We start from the raw sequence: 17,704 nt of genomic DNA, 5'->3' as shown, positions 1-17,704 counted from the left end.
GCGTGATGCGCAAGTTGCGCCCGGCCCCGCTGTGCCGCTCCTGGCTGTTTCTCGAAGGCGCCAACGAGGCGGCCCTGCAAGGCGCGGCCGCCGGCGGCGCCGACGTGCTGATCCACGAGCTTGAGGACTTCACCCCGCCGCTGCTGCGCCCGAAGGCGCGGGCGCTGGCGGCCGAGCTGTACGCGACCTGGCGCGACCAGGGCGCGGTGGTCGCGGTCCGCGTCAATCCGCTGGACCAGGACGGCATGGACGATCTTGCCGCCGTGATGCGCGGCCATCCCGATATCGTCGCGCTGCCGAAGGTCGCCGAGCCACATCATGTTGTCAGGCTCGACGAGGCGGTAACACGGTTCGAGCGCGACTATGGCATCGCCGAGGGATCGACGTCGCTGTTGCCGAACATCGAGTTCGCGCGCGGCCTGGTGCAGACCGGCGCGATCGCGGCCGCGAGCCGGCGGACCATCGGCTGCCTGATGGCCTCCGAGGACCTCGCCGCCGACCTTGGCGCCGAGCGCGGCAGCGATGGCCCGGAACTCGCTTACCCGCGGCAGCGCTTCATCGTCGAATGTCGCGCCGCCAATGTCGTCGCGGTCGACTGCCCCTACACCTGGAGTGACGCTGCGGGCGTCGAACGCGACACGATCTGGGCACGACGGCTGGGTTACACCGCAAAGAGCCTGGTCGATCCTGCGCATGCCGCCATCGTCAACCGCGTCCTCACGCCGAGCGAGGATGAGTTGCGTCAGGCCGGCAGGATCGCAGCTGCGTTCGAAGCGGCGCGGGCACAGGGCCTTGGGCGCGTCGAGCTGGACGGCTCGCTGCTGGAAGTCCCGACCTATTCCAACGCAAAGCGCCTGATCGCGCGCGGCGAAGCGCTGCGCGCGATCGATCGCGACACTCGAGCCTGACCGGAGGCCATGCCTCAGGACGCCGGCTGTTTCTCCGAGAAGTGCATGCGCGAGCGGGCGAACTTCTTGACGCCCATCGGCTTGCCGAACAGGTAGCCCTGGACCTGATCGAAATCCATCTCGTGCGCGGCGAGAAAGTCCGCGCGCGTCTCGACCCCCTGCGCAATAACCTGCGCGCCGGCGTCGTGTGCGAGCTCGACGATACGCCGGCACACCGTCTGCTTCAGGCGCTGATCTGCGCAACCGGTGACGTATTGATGGTCGACCTTCAGCTGGACGAACGGAAAGTTCGGCAATCCCAGCAGGGATGGCCAGTTCGCGCCGACATTGTCGATCGAGATGCCGATATTGTGCAGGCGAACGCGCCGGGCGACATCGATCGCCAAATCGAGATTGTCGACCACCTCGGCGCTGTCGATCTCGATCAGCAGGCCGGCGAAGGCGGCATGATCCGGAATCCGGTAACAAAGCTCGCGCACCGCGTGATCGTCGGCGAGGAACGAGATCGGCAGGTTGATCGAGAGATCGACCGGTCCGATCTGTTCGAGCAGATAGCGCCAGTCCTCGATCGCGCGCTCGATCACGAACTCGGACAGCGCATGAAAATGCGGATCGCTTTCGTCGGGGATGAAGTAGGCAGGCGGCACGACGCCCCATGCGGGATGGCGCATCCGGATCAGCGCCTCAGCGCCGCTGGGAACCAAGGTCCGGAGATGAATTTTCTGCTGATACCACAGCTCGAGCCAGCCGGCCTTCAGCGCCTCGGGCACATCTACTGCAGGGCTCGGTGCGGGCTCGAGCGGCATCAATGACACAAGACTGTCACGGAGGGTTCCGGCGCTGAACGGGGTCGAGAGGGCCGGCAGCATGGCGACACCGTACTCGTCGCCGATCTGGCGGACCGCTTTGACGATGATGGAGTCCGGCTGGCCGATGACGAGGACCTTGCCGCCGTAGTCCTTTCTCACCAAAGTCTCGAGAATTTTACTGACTTCGATGCCGTCCACGGACACGCCGAGCACCAGAAGATCGGGCCGTTCCGCGTCCAGTACGGTGTCGAGTTCCAAAGCCTGGCCGCATTCGCTGGTGATGAAGCCGAGGTCCTCCAGCGCCTCTGCGAGGAAGGTCCGAAGGTGTTTTTTGCTGTCCGCAATGCATGCGCGTGGGGTCAGCTTGCGATGTCCGAACCAGCCGGCTCGCGTTTGTCCGATGTGACTGATGTGGTTCATGCCCCGCCTTATCCGTAATTACCCCGGCCTGACTCGTACATCCAAGAGCCGTGGCAATCATGGAAATTTCTGGTTCATACATTGATTGGTTCGCTAACCTTAAAGGATTCAATTCGACTCAAATGATCCCGGAATCGCCGCGTCTTGCCGCGGTTACGGGCGCAACAAATGCGTCATCTGGCGTTCATGAGAGCAATCGTGTCCGACTTTGCACCGCACCGGAAACGTTGCGCGCGTGTGTCATCGCGAGACGACGTTAATGACTGTGGTGTCGGGTCGATGCAGAAGCGGAATTGCACCATTGTCGGACATCAGATCGAGTTGCCGCCGAGCACGAACGGCGAATCAGATCATCCGTTCTGCGATGCCAATGCAGTCGTGCGTGACGTCGCCGTTGCCGTTCGCAACGTCTCCGGCATCAACGCGCAGTAGCCGATCAGCCCGGCACAAGCGACGGCTGCAAGAAACAGAAAGGCGGCGCTGTAGCCGGCGTGGACAATGATGAACCCGGCGACCGCCGTGCTCAGCGCGCCGCCGAGGCCGGTTGCGGTGGCGATCGCGCCCTGGCTGATGTTGAAATGCCCAGTACCGTGCGTGAGATCGGCGACGACCAGCGGGAACAGCGCGCCGAAGATTCCCGCGCCGACGCCGTCGAGCAATTGCACCGACACCAGCCAGTATGGATTGTCCGACAACGGATAGAGCGCGCCACGGATCGCCAGCACCGCGAGAGCCACGGCAAAGATCGGCTTTCGGCCCCAGACGTCGGCCTTGCGTCCGACCAGCATCGCAACCGGCACCATCACCAGCTGCGCCGCGATGATGCAGACCGACATCAGCGAGGTCCCAAGATTGCGGTTGACCAATGCGAGCTTCTGTCCGACCAGCGGCAGCATCGCTGCATTGGCAAAATGAAAGATCACGGTCGCGGCCGCGAAGATCAGCAGCGGCTTGCAGGTCAGGAGCACGCGAAAGCCGGACGGCTGGTCATGCAGCGTGCCATGCTCCTCGGCGTCACCGTCGAGCCCGCGCGCGACCTGGTGGTCGATCGCGGCGGCTGGAATCGAGAGCGTTGCGGCGACGCTGGCGAGCGCCATCGCCGCGAGCAGCCAGAACACGACGACGGGACCGAACCAGTAGGCGGTGCCGCCGGCGATCGCCGCGGCGACCGCGTTGCCGGCATGATTGAACGCCTCGTTGCGACCGGTCCGCGCCGCGAACGCCTTGGGTCCGACAATGCCGAGCGTCACCGCGGCGACCGCCGGCGCGAACACCGAGCCCGCGGCCGCGGCGAGCGCCTGGGTCGCCGCGACCAGCGCGAAGTGGTCGAGCAGCGGCAGCAGCAGGCACGCTGCGGTCACGGCGACCGCGGCTGCGATCATCAAGGCGCGCTTGGCGCGGCTGCGGTCGATCAGGGCGCCGGCCGGTGTCTGGGCGACGATCCCGGCGATCGCCGCGATCGACATCACCGACCCGATCGAGGCCTCGTCCCACCTCCGTTCGGTCAGGAGGTAGATCGCGAGATAAGGGCCGAGCCCGTCCCGCACGTCGGCGAGGAAGAAGTTCAACGCATCAAGCGCGCGCTCAACGGGCGTCCCGGACGGCTGCAAGTGATACCTCGCGGCGAGATTGCGCACCTCAACCCGCTCGCGGGCACAGGGTTCCTGCGCAGGTAAAGTGGTGCTGCCATCAGGGGTTTCGGCCTTGCATGCGTCATTTGGATGGGTTGACCCGGCAGGGGCGTGCGGCCAATTTCCGGCCCGGCTTAGGGGAGAATAATACTCATGAATTCAAGGTTGATGGCTGCCGCGATCGTGGCCGCCAGTGTTTTGTCCGCGCCTGTCGCACAGGCCCAGCAGTTCATCAACGTGCTCACCGGCGGCACCTCGGGCGTCTACTATCCGCTCGGCGTCGCGATCGGGAGGATCTACGGCGACAAGATCCCCGACGTGAAGACCCAGGTGCAGGCGACCAAGGCCTCGGTGGAGAACCTGGTGCTGCTGCAGCAGGGCCGCGGCGAGATCGCCTTCACGCTCGGCGATTCGCTGAAGGCGGCCTGGGAAGGCGACGCCGAGGCCGGCTTCAAGAGCAAGCTCGACAAGCTGCGCACCATCGGGGCGATCTATCCGAACTACATCCAGATCGTCGCCACCGCCGAAAGCGGCATCAAGACGCTCGCCGATCTCAAGGGCAAGAGCCTGTCGGTCGGCGCGCCGAAGTCCGGCACCGAGCTCAACTCGCGCGCGATCCTCGCAGCCGCCGGCATGAGCTACAAGGATCTCGGCAAGGTCGAGTATCTGCCGTTCGCCGAATCGGTCGACCTGATGAAGAACCGCCAGCTCAACGCCACGCTGCAGTCCGCCGGTCTCGGCGTCGCCTCGCTGAAGGACCTCTCGACATCCAGCGAGATCACCGTGGTCGCGGTGCTGAAGGAGACCGTCGACAAGATCGGCCCGCCGTTCGTCTCCGTGATCATCCCGGCCAACACCTATACCGGCCAGGACAAGGACGTGCCGACCGCTGCGGTCGTGAACTACCTCGTCACCTCGAGCGCGGTGTCGGACGATCTCGCCTATCAGATGACCAAGCTGGTCTTCGAATCGCTGCCGGAACTCGCCAATGCCCACGCCGCGGGCAAGGAGATCAAGCTCGCGAGCGCCGCGACCGGCAGCCCGGTGCCGCTGCATCCCGGCGCGATCCGCTATTACAAGGAAAAGGGCCTGATCAAGTAGGGTCGGCTACGTTTCGAGGTGTCATGGCCGGGCTCGACCCGGCCATCCATCTTCCAAGGACATTGTTTTGCGATGGATGCGCGGTTCAGGCCCGCGCATGACGATTTGGCCAAGGTGCTATAAGCGTCGCGGGCACGGCGGGGGACCAATCATATGCAGCAGCAGGTTGCGGGCGAGCAGCCCATCAAGGTTGAATTCGACAATTTCGAGCATGGTTTTCCGGAAGGTTTCGGCCCGGGCGCCTGGGGGCATCTGGCCTATGCCATCGGTCTCGCCTTCGCGGTGTTCCAGCTCTATGTCGCGGCCTTCAATTATCTGCCGAGCCAGGTGGTGCGCGGCGTTCATGTCGGCTTCCTGATCCTGCTGACCTTCGGCCTGATCGGCAATTTCACCGCGAAAACCGATTTCGGCCGCGCGGTGAGCTGGATCGTCGGCGCCGCCGGTTTCCTGTGTGGGCTCTATCAGTGGATCTTCTATGCCGACCTGATCGCCCGCGACGGCGATCCGACCAACATGGACCTTGCGGTCGGCACGGTGCTCGCGATCCTGATCTTCGAGGGCACGCGGCGGCTGATGGGGGCAGCGCTGCCGCTGATGTGCGGCGCCTGTCTGCTCTACTGGTTCTTCGGGCAATATCTGCCGTCGCCGTTCAACCATCGCGGCTATGACTTCGACCAGATCGTCACCCATCTCTCGTTCGGCACGGAGGGCTTCTACGGCGTGCCGATCTACGTCTCGGCGACCTACATCTTCCTGTTCATCCTGTTCGGCTCGTTCCTGGAGCGCGCCGGGATGATCCAGCTGTTCACCGACGTCTCGCTCGGCCTGTTCGGCCGCACCCGCGGCGGCCCGGCCAAGGTCGCGGTGTTCGCCTCGGGCATGATGGGCACGATCTCCGGCTCCGGCGTCGCCAACGTCGTCACCGTCGGCCAGTTCACGATTCCCTTGATGATCAAGTTCGGCTACCGCCGCGCGTTCGCCGCCGGTGTCGAGGCCACCGCCTCGATGGGTGGCCAGATCATGCCGCCGGTGATGGGCGCGGTCGCCTTCATCATGGCCGAGACGCTCGGCGTTCCCTATTCGGAGATCGTCAAGGCTGCGGTGATTCCGGCGATCCTGTATTTCGCCTCGGCGTTCTGGATGGTGCATCTGGAAGCCGGCAAGCATGGGCTTGTCGGCATGAAGCGTTCGGAGATCCCGAGCGCCTGGAAGGCGCTGGTTGCGCGCTGGTACCTGGTGTTGCCGCTCGCAGCTTTGGTCTACATGCTGTTCGAAGGCTTCACGCCGCTCTATGCCGGCAGCATGGGCCTTGCGCTGACGGTCGCGCTGATCCTCGGCGCCAGCATCACGCTCGGCTTCTCCAACACCGTCGTGCGCTACATCTTCTGGATCGGGCTTGCGCTGGTGGTTGCCGCGGTGTCGCGCCATGGGCTCGAGATCGTTCCGGTGGCCAGCGTCGTCGCCGGCCTGATCGTGATCGCAGCGATCACGCGCGGCGGCCGCGCCACGCTCCGCGCCTGCCGTGACTCGCTTGCCGACAGCGCCAAGTCGGCGCTGACCGTCGGCATGGCCTGCGCCATCGTCGGCACCATCATCGGCATGATGACGCAGACCGGCGTCGGCACCATCTTCGGCAGCTGGATCATTGGGCTCGGCGCCAAGAGCCTGTTCCTGGCGTTGATCATGACCATGCTGCTGTCGATCCTGCTCGGCACCGGCATCCCGACGATCCCGACCTACATCATCACCGCGGCGCTGGCTGCGCCGGCGCTCGCCAAGCTCGGCGTGCCGCTGATCGCAAGCCACATGTTTGCGTTCTACTACGGCATCATGGCCGACCTCTCGCCGCCGGTCGCACTTGCGGCATTGGCGGCGGCGCCGATCGCCAAGGAGAATCCGGACAAGATCGGCTGGGAAGCGATGCGGATCGCGCTTGCCGGCTACGTCATTCCCTTCATCTTCGTCTATTCGCCGGCGTTGATGCTGCAAGCCAATGATCCGATGGCCGCGCAACTCGGATTCTACGGCGCGGTCGCGCTGGCGACCTTCAAGGCGCTGGTGGCGATCGGGTTATTCGGCATCGTCGCGATCGGATTTCTGTTCACGCGGCTGACCTTGATCGAGATCGTGGTCGCCTTCGGCGCCGCGCTCTGCCTGCTCGGGGACTTCCAGTTCTCCGATACGGCGGGCTTCACGCTCGCCGCTGCGGTCGTGCTGTGGCAATGGCGGCAGCGTCCGCGCGATGCGGTGGCAGCGGCTTGAGCCTTTGCCTCGCATCCGCCGGTGTCGTGAAGGCGCTGTCGATTGCGGCCTTCACGCTTAGCTGGACGCATTCGATCGAGAAGACCGCCTGGCAGGAGGACTGGCAGGTTACGCCCGCCGGGCTGACGCTGCTGCAGGCGCGTATCAAGGGCACCGGCGCCGGCATGGAGCCGCCGCCGGAGGCGCGGCTCATTGGCGGCTGGTTTCAATGGTCGCCGCCGCCGGTGCCCAGGGCGGAAGTGGTGCTCGGCAATTCCGGCGCGGCGGGCGAATGGCACCTGTGCCACGCGGGACGCTGCCAGACGCTATCGGAGATTTTCGGACATCCGATCGGTGCTAATGTCACGACGATGAGTGTGTGCAAAAGTCCGTAGCCCGGATGGAGCGCCAGCGTAATCTGGGGCCGATGTTCCCGGATTACGCTTCGCTTCATCCGGGCTACGGATTACGTCAGGCTGCAAGAACAACAAGCGGGAGAACAGGCGATGGATCGGCTCAAGGGCAAGGTTGCGATGGTGGTCGGGGCGGGCTCGATCGGGCCCGGCTGGGGCAATGGCAAGGCGACCGCCGTGACCTTCGCGCGCGAGGGCGCCAGCGTGTTCTGCGTCGATCGCAATGGCGCGGCGGCCGAGGAGACGGTCAAGATCATCACCGGCGAGGGCGGCAAGGCGGCGGCATTCACCGCCGATGTCTCGCGCGCCGGTGAGGTCGAGGGGATGGTCGCAGCCTGCCTGAAGGCCTATGGTCGCATCGACGTGCTCGACAACAATGTCGGCATCGCCGAGGTCGGCAGCGTGGTGGAAGTCGCTGAAGCCGAGTGGGACCGCGTCTTCGCGGTCAACCTCAAGAGCGCCTATTTCTCGATGAAGCACGTCATTCCCGTCATGATCAAGCAGGGTGGCGGCTCGATCATCAACATCTCCTCGATCGCCTCGATCCGCCATGTCGGCATTTCCTACGTCAGCTACAACGCGAGCAAGGCGGCGATGAACCAGATGACGCGCTCGACCGCGGTCGAATTCGCCTCCAAGCATGTGCGCGTCAACGCGATCCTGCCCGGATTGATGAAGACGCCGATGGTCGAACACTCGGCGGGGCTGGCGCAGAGCTACGCCAAGGGCGATGTCGAAGCGATGTGGCGTGCCCGCGACGCGCAGGTGCCGATGGGGCACATGGGTGACGCCTGGGACGTCGCCAACGCCGCGCTGTTCCTGGCCTCGGACGAATCGAAATACGTCACCGGCATCGAGCTCGTGGTCGACGGCGGCATCACCTCGAAATCGGGCGCCTGAACTTACTGCGCCAGCGCCAGGATGCCGCTGGCGAAGGAATGCCAGGCCGCCGAGGTGCTGATCGGCCAGTTCAGCAGCTTCACCGCGACCAGCGCCAGCCCGCCATAGATATAGACCGGGTGCGGCCGGCCCCGGGTGCGCCAGTCGAACACGATCGCGACGACCAGCAGCAGATAGGCGACGAATGCCGGTGCGATCGTCACCGGAACCGGCGGTGGACCCGGCGGGCCGGGTGGCGCGAGGAAGGTCAGGAACCAGCGTGCGACCGCCGCATCGAGGATCGAGATGGCCGCAAGCAGCATCAGCCGCTTGTGAGTCTCGCGGTCGCGGACATAGATGATCGCGAGCGCGACAACGACGGCAAAGAACAGGATGCCGCTGAACGGGACGATCGAGAAGGCGATGCCTTCGTTGATCTGCCCGATGGCGGCCGAGCGCTTCATGACGCTGATCGAGGCCATGAGGCCCAGCATCGTCATGGCGGTTGCAAGCGATACGCCAATCATGCCGACCCGGCGATGCCGCGCGATCCGCCCCGAAGCCGCAAGCCAGCTCTGCAGCACGAAATAGAGCGTCCAGGCGAAGAACAGCAGACCGTGCAAATGCACGACAGGAGGCGCTGCGAGCGAACCCCGCGCCATCGGCACCCAGTAGGTTGGGGCAAAACCGAGCAGCGCGACCGCCATGCACGACAACCCCATATAGAAATAGAAGTACTGCGCTTCGACTTTCACCGAGGCGCCGGGCGAGTTGCGGTCAATCAGGATTGTCATGATTGTTAGGTCCGGCAAACTCCGTCATGGTTCAATGGGAAATCTGCCGGGACTTGTGACCGCTGCCGGGCACTAAAGCGCGATAAGATCAGGTTGAAGCGTCATCGCACCTAGATTCTTGTTTGAACCTGATCTTTTCGGAAAACCGCTTCGCACTTTTCCGAATCATGCTTTAGGCCTCGACGCTGAGCTCGGCGCGGTCGAGCTCTTCCTCGACCAGATGGAAGGCATCGTCGCCGATGGTCTCGCTGCGCCGCAGCTTGAGCAGCGCCTGACGCGCGGCCGCGATGGCGCGGCGGCGGATCGGATCCGACGGCAGCTCGCGTGAGGTCAGGCCGCCGTCGGGGTCGTTCTCCGCACGCATGAGCACGGCGCGATATTCGAGCCGGAGGATCTCGGCTTCTTCCGACGGGTCGGCGTCGATCTCCTCGAGCGCGGCGCGAAACACCACGCTGCGGGCATGGGCCGCCTCGCGTCCGACCGGATCGTCGTCATCGAAATTGAGCGCCAGGATCAGCGGCCGCAAGGTCAGTCCCTGGATCACGAGCGAGCCCAACACCACGGCAAACGCCGTCAGCAGGATCAGGTCGCGATACGGAAACCATTCAGGCAGTGCAAACGCGGCGGCGAGCGTGACGATGCCGCGCATGCCGCACCACGATACGATGAAGCCGCGCTTCAGGGTCGGCACGGCCTCCACCACATGGGCGGGAAGCCAATGGCGCGCCTTCAGCAGGCGCAGCAGGGCGCCGTAGGGCATCACCCAGAGGATGCGGGCGAGGATCACGACGGCGAGGATCGCGGCCGCAAAGCTGCAATATTTCCACCGCACCTCGTCGTCGAGCTCGGACCAGATCGGGCGCAACTGCAGGCCGATCAGCATGAAGGCGAGCACATTGAGCACGAACACGACGGTCTCCCACACCGCATAGGACGACACGCGCAGCCGTGCCGAGGTGCGGGCCGGCGCGGTACGGGCGATGGTGATGGCATAGGCGATGATGGTGAGGATGCCGGACAGGCCGAGATGCTCGGCGACGATCCACACCATGAAGGTGCCGCCGAATTGCGTGATGATCGCGCTCGGCGCCTCGGTGATGCGGCGGGTGATCATAATCCAGACCCGTGCGAACAAATAGCCGGCGGCGAGGCTGCCGACCAGTGCGACCGTGATCGACGGCACGAATTCGCGGATCTTCATGTGCTCGGCGGCGACCAGGCCGACCGCGACGCGATAGATCAACAGCGACGTGGCATCGTTGAGCAGGCTTTCGCCTTCGAGGATTTTCTGGATCCGGTACGGCAGGTTGACCTGGCGCAGGATAGCGGTGGCCGCGGCCGCGTCGGGCGGCGCCACGATGGCACCGAGCGCGATCGCGACGGGCCAGGGCATGTCCGGGCGCAACCAGCGCGCCACCACGGCGACGGCTGCCGTGGTGACGCCGACCGCGACCACCACCAGCGTCGAGACCGGCAGCCAGTTGTTGCGGAGATCGCGCAGCGAGGTGTCGTAGGCGGCATCGAGCAGCACTGGGGCGACGAACAGCGCCAGCGCCAGTTTCGGTTCCAGCGCCCAGGTCGGGGCCCATGGCAGGAGGGTCAGCAGCACGCCGCCGAGCGCAAGAAAGGTCGGGTAGGGCACCTTGATCCGCCGCGCCAGCGCCGACAGTGCCACCGCTGCGAGCAACAGGCCGATGATCCATTCGAATGTCAGCACGCGAACCCCCAATTACGGCTTCAAGCCCGGCTCCAAGTGCAGCCGATCGTCGCAATTGACGTATAATCCAGCGTGTGGTTTTGCGGCAAATGGCGCTGCCGGACATCAGAGGCCGGCAGTTCAGATGCGGGAGAGGGATGTCTTGTCGGCGATCGGGATGCGGCGCAACTCTGCGAATCTGGCCTTCAATCTGACTCTGGCGCTGCTGTGCGTTGGCCTGTCGGGCGCGCTGACATCGGGCGTGGCGCGCGCGGCCGGCAGCGAGCCAGGCAAGGATGTGCAGGCCGATGCCGGACCCTGCATCGCCGCGGCGGCGGACGACGACAAGACCATCGATGCCTGCGGCGCGCTGATCGACAATGACAAGGCGACCAAGCCGGATCGCGTCAAGGCGCTGCTGGCGCGCGCGAGCGCCTATGACCGCAAGCAGATGATCGACCGCGCGATCGCAGATTACGACACCGTGCTCCGGCTCGATCCATCGCTTGCGGCCGCCCACAATGCGCGCGGCGAGCTGTGGCGCCGCAAGGGCGACCGGCCGAAGGCGATCATGGATTTCGGCGCCGCCGTCAAGCTCAACCCCGATCACGCCGCCGCCAAGGCCAACTACAAGTCGTTGTCGCTGGAGCTGGAGCGGATCGGCGCCCTCATGGCGGTGGCCGGCAAGCCGAGCTTCGATTGCCGCAAGGCGCGCCGGCCGGTGGAGAAGACGATCTGCGCCGATCCCGCGCTTGCCGATCTTGATCGCGAGATCGTCGCATCGACCTTCCGCACGGTGCGCGAGGCGCAGGACCCGCGCCAGGCGCGCGAGCTGCAGCGCGCGCAGGATCAGTTCATCGCCCGCCGCAACGCGGAATTCGGCAAGCCGGACTATGACCTGCAAAAGGCGATGCGCGAGCGGTTGCAGCGGATCAATGGGGTCGACGGGTACTAGACTCCGTCCCGAAAACGTTCTCGTTCCACCCGGCCGAAGGTCGCGGTCATTTCGGCTTGAAACGGCGCCGCTTCCCGTGACAATGGTCGGCAAATGACGCGCGACCGCGCGAGGGAGAAACGCGATGAACATCCAGCAGAGCCGGTATCATGAGGTGTATGCCCGCTCGCTTCGAGACCCCGAGGGTTTTTGGGCGGAAGCGGCGCGCGAGATCGACTGGATCGAGCCGGCCAAGAAGATTTACGATCCCTCTATGGGCGCCTACGGACGCTGGTTCGCCGGCGCCGTGGTCAACACCTGCTACAACGCGCTGGATCGCCATGTCGCCGGCGGCCGAGCCGACCAGGTCGCGCTGATCCACGATTCGCCGCTCACCAACACGATCACCAAATTCACCTATTCCGAGCTTCTGAAAGAAGTGCAGGCGCTCGCCGCGGTCATGCAGGATTTCGGCGTGGCCAAGGGCGACCGCGTCATCCTCTATATGCCGATGGTGCCGGAGGCTGTCGTCGCGATGCTCGCCTGCGCGCGGATCGGCGCGGTGCACAGCGTGGTGTTCGGCGGCTTCGCGGCTAAGGAGCTCGCGACCCGCATCGACGACGCCAAGCCGAAGCTGATCTTCTCGGCGAGCTGTGGCATCGAGCCCGGGCGTATCGTGCAGTACAAGCCGCTGCTCGATGAAGCGATCCGCCTCGCCGGCGCCAAGCCCGACACTTGCATCATCCTGCAGCGGCCGCAGCAGGCGTGCGAGCTCACCGCGGGCCGCGACCATGACTGGGCGGCGCTGCGCCGCGCCGCGCTCGACGCCGGCAAGGCCGCGCCCTGCGTGCCGGTCGCCGCGACCGATCCGCTCTACATTCTCTACACCTCGGGCACGACCGGAATCCCGAAGGGCGTGGTGCGCGACAATGGCGGGCATCTCGTGGCGCTGAAATGGTCGATGCACAATCTCTACGGCGTGAAGCCGGGCGAGATCTGGTGGTGCGGCTCCGACATCGGCTGGGTGGTCGGCCACTCCTACATCGTCTATGGCCCGCTGATCCACGGCGCGACCACGATCATGTATGAGGGCAAGCCGGTCGGCACGCCGGATGCCGGCGCGTTCTGGCGCGTGATCTCAGAGCACAAGGCGGTCGCCTTCTTCACCGCGCCGACCGCATTCCGTGCGATCAAGAAGGAAGACCCCGAGGGCAAGCTGCTGAGGAGCTACGACCTGTCGAGCTTCCGCACGCTGTTCCTCGCCGGCGAGCGCGCCGATCCGCCGACCGTGGAATGGGCGGAGCAGCAGCTCAAGGTGCCGGTGATCGATCACTGGTGGCAGACCGAGACCGGCTGGTGCATCGCCGGCAATCCGGTTGGGCTCGGCATGCTGCCGGTCAAGCACGGCTCGCCGACGGTGCCGATGCCGGGCTATCAGGTCGACATCGTCGACGAGGCGGCGAAGCCGGTCCCTGCGGGTACCATGGGCTCGATCGTGATCAAGCTGCCGATGCCGCCGGCCTGCCTGCCGACGCTGTGGCAGCAGGACGATCGCTTCAGGGACGCCTATCTCACGGAATTCCCCGGCTACTACAAGACCTCGGACGCCGGCTACAAGGATGCGGACGGCTATGTCTGGGTGATGGGCCGCACCGACGACATCATCAATGTCGCCGGCCACCGGCTCTCCACCGGCGGCATGGAGGAGATCCTCGCCTCGCATCCCGACGTCGCCGAATGCGCCGTGCTCGGCGTCAAGGATGCGATCAAGGGCGAGGTGCCGTGCGGCTTCCTGGTGCTGAAGGCGGGCGTCACCAAGGCGCCGGACCAGGTCGAGAAGGAGGTCGTGGCGCTGGTGCGCGAGAAGCTCGGCCCGGTCGCCGCGTTCAAGCTCGCGATCACGGTGGCGCGGCTGCCGAAGACCCGTTCCGGCAAGATCCTGCGCGGCACCATCAAGAAGATCGCCGACGGCGAGCCCTGGACCATGCCGGCGACGATCGAGGACCCCAAGGTGCTCGACGAAATCGGCGAGGCGCTGAAGGGCAAGGCGTAGGTTGCCTGTTGTGCTATCGGCGCGCTGCCGAGAGAGTGCGTTGCTCGGCACCCCTCTCCCCACCCTCTCCCACAAGGGGAGAGGGAGCCTTACGAGCGTGCTCACCTGACGTGAGGCAGCCACCGGCGGAAGGGTTCCCTCTGCCCTTGTGGGAGAGGGTGAGGGAGAGGGGCGGCCGCGGGCGCGATGGCCGATGAGTGCGTAATCGTCCAGCTCGCTCGCGCTCCATCGAAACCCATTGGAAGCAAAATGGCCTTGATTTTGATGGATTGCCGGGTCATCCCGGCCTTCCCTGTCATATGCCATGAGATACGGACCACCGGATGCGATCCATTTCCGCACGCGCGCCTCTTGCATTGCTGCTCGCATTGCCACTGCTGGCAGGCTGTCTCGAGCGCGGCCGATCGCCGATCGCGGAGAGCATGGGCGACGACGATCAGTACTGCCAGGCTGGCGGCAAGGTGGCGGTCGGCTCGCCGGAATATGTCGCCTGCCGCAAGGATCGCGACGTGCAGCGCCAGAACGCCGAAGCCCGCACCGATCGGCGGCAGCGCGATCTCGGCGAATACATGATGAACAATCCGGACCGCCATTAGGCGCCATGGTGACAGCCCGCCCGGTGAGGTATGCGTGGACCGCCGCCAGGCCGAATTCCGGCAGGCTATCGGCTCGCCGCGTGCGATGATGAGATGAGACCAGGTCCTGTGCTTGTGGAAGGCGAGCTCGCGTTGCAACGTGACAGGATCGGAGAGCTCGACGGGCTGCGCGCGATCGCGTTGCTGACCGTCGTCATCTGGCACTATTTCGGCGCGCCGGACGGTCCGCAGGGCTCGCCGTGGAAGCTGCTGCATGTCGGCCGCTTCGGCGTCGACCTGTTCTTCATTCTGTCCGGCTACCTCATCACCGATATTCTGCTGCGCCACCGCGCGGCCGAACGATATTACTCGGCCTTCTACGGCAGGCGCGCGTTTCGCATCTGGCCGCTCTACTACCTGATGTGCGCCGGCGCTCTGATCGGCTGGTATTTTTCGTTAAGCCCTGATCTGTTCGACACAAGGGGCGTGCCCGGCTGGCTGTATCTGTTCGGCTTGCAGAATTTCGGCATGGCCAAGGCGCAGACCGATGGCGCTTACTTTCTGGCCGTGACCTGGTCGCTTGCGATCGAGGAGCAGTTTTATCTGCTGTTTCCGTTGCTGGTCCGGAACATTCCACCCGAGCGGCTGTTCGCGATCCTGCTCGTGCCGATCCTGATCTGCCCGATCGGGCGCCTGATCGATAGCGCGCTGCCGGACGCCTATGGCTGGTACGTGCTGCCGCAATTCAGGATCGATTCGCTTGCGATCGGCGCGCTGATCGCCTGGTGGCGCCTCTATCGCAAGCCGGATGCAGAGGTCTCCAGGCGCGTCGCCGCCATCCTCAAATGGTCGATCATCTCGCTTCCCCTGCTGTGGCTGTTCGGATGGAAGCGCTGGTCGGTGGCGTTCTCGCACACGCAGGTTGAGATCTTCTTCGGTTCTCTGCTGTTCGTCGTTCTGGAAAATCGCGGCTCGCCAAAACTCGCACTGCTGCGCAGTTCGGTCGCGACCTTCTTCGCCAGGACGTCTTACGCGGCGTATCTCACCCACCACGTCATCCTGTACCTGCTGTTCGCCGTTCTGCATCAACCGAGGACGGTCGGGAGCCTCGCCGGCCTCTCGCTGACCTTCGGCGCGCTCGCGCTGACGTTCGCCCTGTGTGCCCTGAGCTATCGATACTTCGAACGTCCGCTGCTCGACTTCGCCCACCGGCGCTTCTCGTTCGGGTAGGCCAAAGCGGCCCGCGGCGCGCCGCTCGCGGGATCAAGGCTGCGTGTGCCGCAAACAAAAACGCGGCGGGTTGCCCGCCGCGTTTCGTATCGTGATCTTCGAGAAACGCAGCCGGCGCTTACTCCTCGTCGTCGGCCTTCTTGCCGCCGATCGTCTTCAGCTTGGCGAACACGGCATCGACATTGAGATCGTCGTGCCGCTCGATCGGCTGATCGTCGAGCTCGTCCTTGCGCGTGGTCTCGGAGGCCGGCAGCAGCGTGGCGCCGCCGTAGACGGTCGTGGTCGGCTTCTCCTTGGCGGCGCGCTGCACCTCGAAATCGAGCTCGATCTGCGAGCACAGGCCGAGCGTCACCGGGTCCATCGGGGTCAGCGTCGACGCGTTCCAGTGGGTGCGGTCACGCACGCTCGCGATCGTGGTCTTGGTGGTGCCGACCAGACGCATGATCTGGGCGTCCTTGAGCTCGGGGTGGTTGCGCACCAGCCAGAGGATCGCACTCGGCCGCTCATGGCGGCGCGACACCGGGGTGTAGCGCGGGCCCTTCTTCTTGGCGGCGGTCGGCAGCACCACCTTGCTCTCCTGGAGCCTGAGGCGGTAATTCTGGTCCCGCTCGCCGCGCTCGATCTCCTCGCGGGTCAGCTGGCCGTTGGAAATCGGGTCCATGCCCTTGATGCCCTGGGCGGCGTCGCCGTCGGCGATGGCGCGCACCTCCAGGGGGTGCATTTTGGTGAAATCGGCCACCTGATCAAACGTCAGGGCGGTATTATCGACCAACCACACGGCAGTCGCCTTCGGCATCAGCGGTGCGTTGCTCATGGCAAATCTCCTTTGTGCTTCGCCCACCTCTGTAGAGGCGAAGCTGGTAGTCATCGGCGATGACGGGAATTATAGGGCCTATATAAGCCCTCCGGGGGGAATGGCGCAATGGGCCAGCAAAATCGCCTTGACAGCGCCCGAAAGCAGTCCCAAGTCCTTATCCTAACTGGCCGTTCCCCGCCCGCCGGCGAGGGGTGATTCGGTCCCGAGATTGCCCCGAGACAGCCTGATGTCAGCGAAAAAACCCGATCTTAGAATCGTGCTTTGTTCCCCCCGCGGCTTTTGCGCCGGGGTGGTCCGCGCCATCGATACGGTCGAACGCGCGCTCACCATTTATGGTGCCCCGGTCTATGTCCGGCACGAAATCGTCCATAACAAGTATGTGGTCGACAGCCTGAAGACCAAAGGCGCCATTTTCGTCGAGGAATTGGCCGAAATCCCCGACGATACCAACGCGCCGGTGGTGTTTTCGGCCCACGGCGTTCCCAAGTCGGTTCCGGCCGAGGCCAAATCCCGCAATTTCTTCTCGCTGGACGCGACCTGCCCGCTGGTGACCAAGGTCCACCGCGAGGCGGCGATCCATTTCAAGCGCGGCCGCGAGATCCTCTTGATCGGGCATTCCCATCACCCCGAGGTGGTCGGAACCCTGGGCCAGCTGCCAGAGGGCGCCGTGACCCTGATCGAGACCGCCGAGGATGCCAAAACCTTCGTGCCGAAGGATCCCGACAACCTCGCCTTCGTGACCCAGACCACGCTGTCGATCGACGACACCGCGGAGATCGTGGCGCTGCTCAAGCAGCGCTTCCCGAACGTCAACGGTCCGCACAAGGAAGACATCTGCTACGCCACCACCAATCGCCAGCTCGCGGTGAAGAAGGTGGCGCCGGTGGTAGATGCCCTGATCGTGGTCGGTGCGCCGAACTCGTCGAACTCGCAGCGCCTGCGCGAGGTCGCCGAGCGCGAGGGCTGCCCCATCGCGATACTTGCCCAACGTGCCAGCGACATCGACTGGAGCAGGTTTGAAGGCATCAAGAGCCTCGGCATCACCGCGGGCGCCTCGGCGCCGGAAGTGATCGTCGAGGAGATCATGGGCGCCTTCGCCGAGCGCTTCGAGCTTCACGTGGAGACGGTTTCGGCCGCGGAAGAGAACGAGTTCTTCCCGCTGCCGCGTTCGCTGCGGCCCGACGCTGCCGCCGCGGAATAGAC

At 65.0% G+C, this 17,704-nt stretch carries 15 protein-coding genes; 10 read left to right on the top strand and 5 right to left on the bottom strand.

Translation table 11 applies throughout. The features are described from left to right. Positions 1-5 precede the first annotated feature (5 nt). Positions 6-908 (top strand): HpcH/HpaI aldolase/citrate lyase family protein, encoded by a 903-nt coding sequence (locus ACE103_RS38380; protein ID WP_375777220.1) that lies wholly within the window; start codon positions 6-8, stop codon positions 906-908. Positions 909-922: 14 nt separating this feature from the next. Here ACE103_RS38380 and ACE103_RS38375 read toward each other — a convergent pair whose 3' ends face one another. Together ACE103_RS38375 and ACE103_RS38370 are read right to left on the bottom strand one after the other, a co-directional pair. Then, a complete protein-coding gene (locus ACE103_RS38375) occupies positions 923-2,137 on the bottom strand; it encodes an EAL domain-containing protein (protein ID WP_375777219.1) in 1,215 nt (404 codons plus the stop codon). A 350-nt stretch (positions 2,138-2,487) separates the two neighbouring features. Continuing rightward, entirely contained in the window at positions 2,488-3,747 is a 1,260-nt protein-coding gene (locus ACE103_RS38370) for an MFS transporter (RefSeq protein ID WP_223966669.1), read from the bottom strand. A gap of 174 nt (positions 3,748-3,921) precedes the next feature. Between ACE103_RS38370 and ACE103_RS38365 the strand changes: the two genes are divergently transcribed. From ACE103_RS38365 to ACE103_RS38350, 4 genes are all read left to right on the top strand, one after another. Beyond that, entirely contained in the window at positions 3,922-4,869 is a 948-nt protein-coding gene (locus ACE103_RS38365) for a TAXI family TRAP transporter solute-binding subunit (RefSeq protein ID WP_375777218.1), read from the top strand. Positions 4,870-5,022: 153 nt separating this feature from the next. Continuing rightward, positions 5,023-7,131 (top strand): TRAP transporter permease, encoded by a 2,109-nt coding sequence (locus ACE103_RS38360; RefSeq protein WP_375777217.1) that lies wholly within the window; start codon positions 5,023-5,025, stop codon positions 7,129-7,131. Beyond that, entirely contained in the window at positions 7,092-7,505 is a 414-nt protein-coding gene (locus ACE103_RS38355; protein ID WP_375777216.1) for a DUF1850 domain-containing protein, read from the top strand. The genes ACE103_RS38360 and ACE103_RS38355 overlap by 40 nt, the downstream gene beginning before the upstream one ends. A gap of 111 nt (positions 7,506-7,616) precedes the next feature. Then, positions 7,617-8,423, top strand: a complete 807-nt coding sequence (locus ACE103_RS38350) for an SDR family NAD(P)-dependent oxidoreductase (RefSeq protein ID WP_375777215.1) — start codon at positions 7,617-7,619, stop codon at positions 8,421-8,423. A gap of 2 nt (positions 8,424-8,425) precedes the next feature. Here ACE103_RS38350 and ACE103_RS38345 read toward each other — a convergent pair whose 3' ends face one another. After that, the gene (locus tag ACE103_RS38345) at positions 8,426-9,196 is read right to left on the bottom strand and encodes a hypothetical protein (RefSeq protein ID WP_375777214.1); all 771 of its coding nucleotides are present in this window, start codon (positions 9,194-9,196) and stop codon (positions 8,426-8,428) included. A gap of 172 nt (positions 9,197-9,368) precedes the next feature. Then, a complete protein-coding gene (locus ACE103_RS38340) occupies positions 9,369-10,913 on the bottom strand; it encodes a cation:proton antiporter (protein ID WP_375777213.1) in 1,545 nt (514 codons plus the stop codon). A gap of 157 nt (positions 10,914-11,070) precedes the next feature. Between ACE103_RS38340 and ACE103_RS38335 the strand changes: the two genes are divergently transcribed. The 4 genes from ACE103_RS38335 (at position 11,071) to ACE103_RS38320 (ending at position 15,684) form a co-directional block, all read left to right on the top strand. Then, the gene (locus tag ACE103_RS38335; RefSeq protein ID WP_375777212.1) at positions 11,071-11,847 is read left to right on the top strand and encodes a hypothetical protein; all 777 of its coding nucleotides are present in this window, start codon (positions 11,071-11,073) and stop codon (positions 11,845-11,847) included. Positions 11,848-11,971: 124 nt separating this feature from the next. After that, on the top strand, positions 11,972-13,879 hold the full coding sequence (locus ACE103_RS38330; protein WP_375777211.1) for a propionyl-CoA synthetase: 1,908 nt from the start codon (positions 11,972-11,974) through the stop codon (positions 13,877-13,879). 323 nt (positions 13,880-14,202) lie between these two features. Further along, on the top strand, positions 14,203-14,475 hold the full coding sequence (locus ACE103_RS38325) for a hypothetical protein (protein ID WP_194458312.1): 273 nt from the start codon (positions 14,203-14,205) through the stop codon (positions 14,473-14,475). Between the two features lie 93 nt (positions 14,476-14,568). Beyond that, on the top strand, positions 14,569-15,684 hold the full coding sequence (locus tag ACE103_RS38320) for an acyltransferase family protein (protein ID WP_375777210.1): 1,116 nt from the start codon (positions 14,569-14,571) through the stop codon (positions 15,682-15,684). Between the two features lie 118 nt (positions 15,685-15,802). Here the strand turns inward: ACE103_RS38320 and ACE103_RS38315 are convergent, their stop codons facing one another. Continuing rightward, the gene (locus tag ACE103_RS38315) at positions 15,803-16,498 is read right to left on the bottom strand and encodes a DUF1013 domain-containing protein (protein WP_050405544.1); all 696 of its coding nucleotides are present in this window, start codon (positions 16,496-16,498) and stop codon (positions 15,803-15,805) included. Positions 16,499-16,727: 229 nt separating this feature from the next. Here ACE103_RS38315 and ispH point away from each other — a divergent pair, with 229 nt between their 5' ends. Next, entirely contained in the window at positions 16,728-17,702 is a 975-nt protein-coding gene (gene ispH / locus ACE103_RS38310; protein WP_298366052.1) for a 4-hydroxy-3-methylbut-2-enyl diphosphate reductase, read from the top strand. Positions 17,703-17,704: the final 2 nt, after the last annotated feature.

It is taken from the genome of Bradyrhizobium sp. ma5 (genome assembly GCF_042258955.1).
Lineage (GTDB): Bacteria > Pseudomonadota > Alphaproteobacteria > Rhizobiales > Xanthobacteraceae > Bradyrhizobium.
The sequence above is the reverse complement of the archived record's forward strand: the minus strand, read 5'-3'. Positions and strand labels throughout refer to the sequence as shown.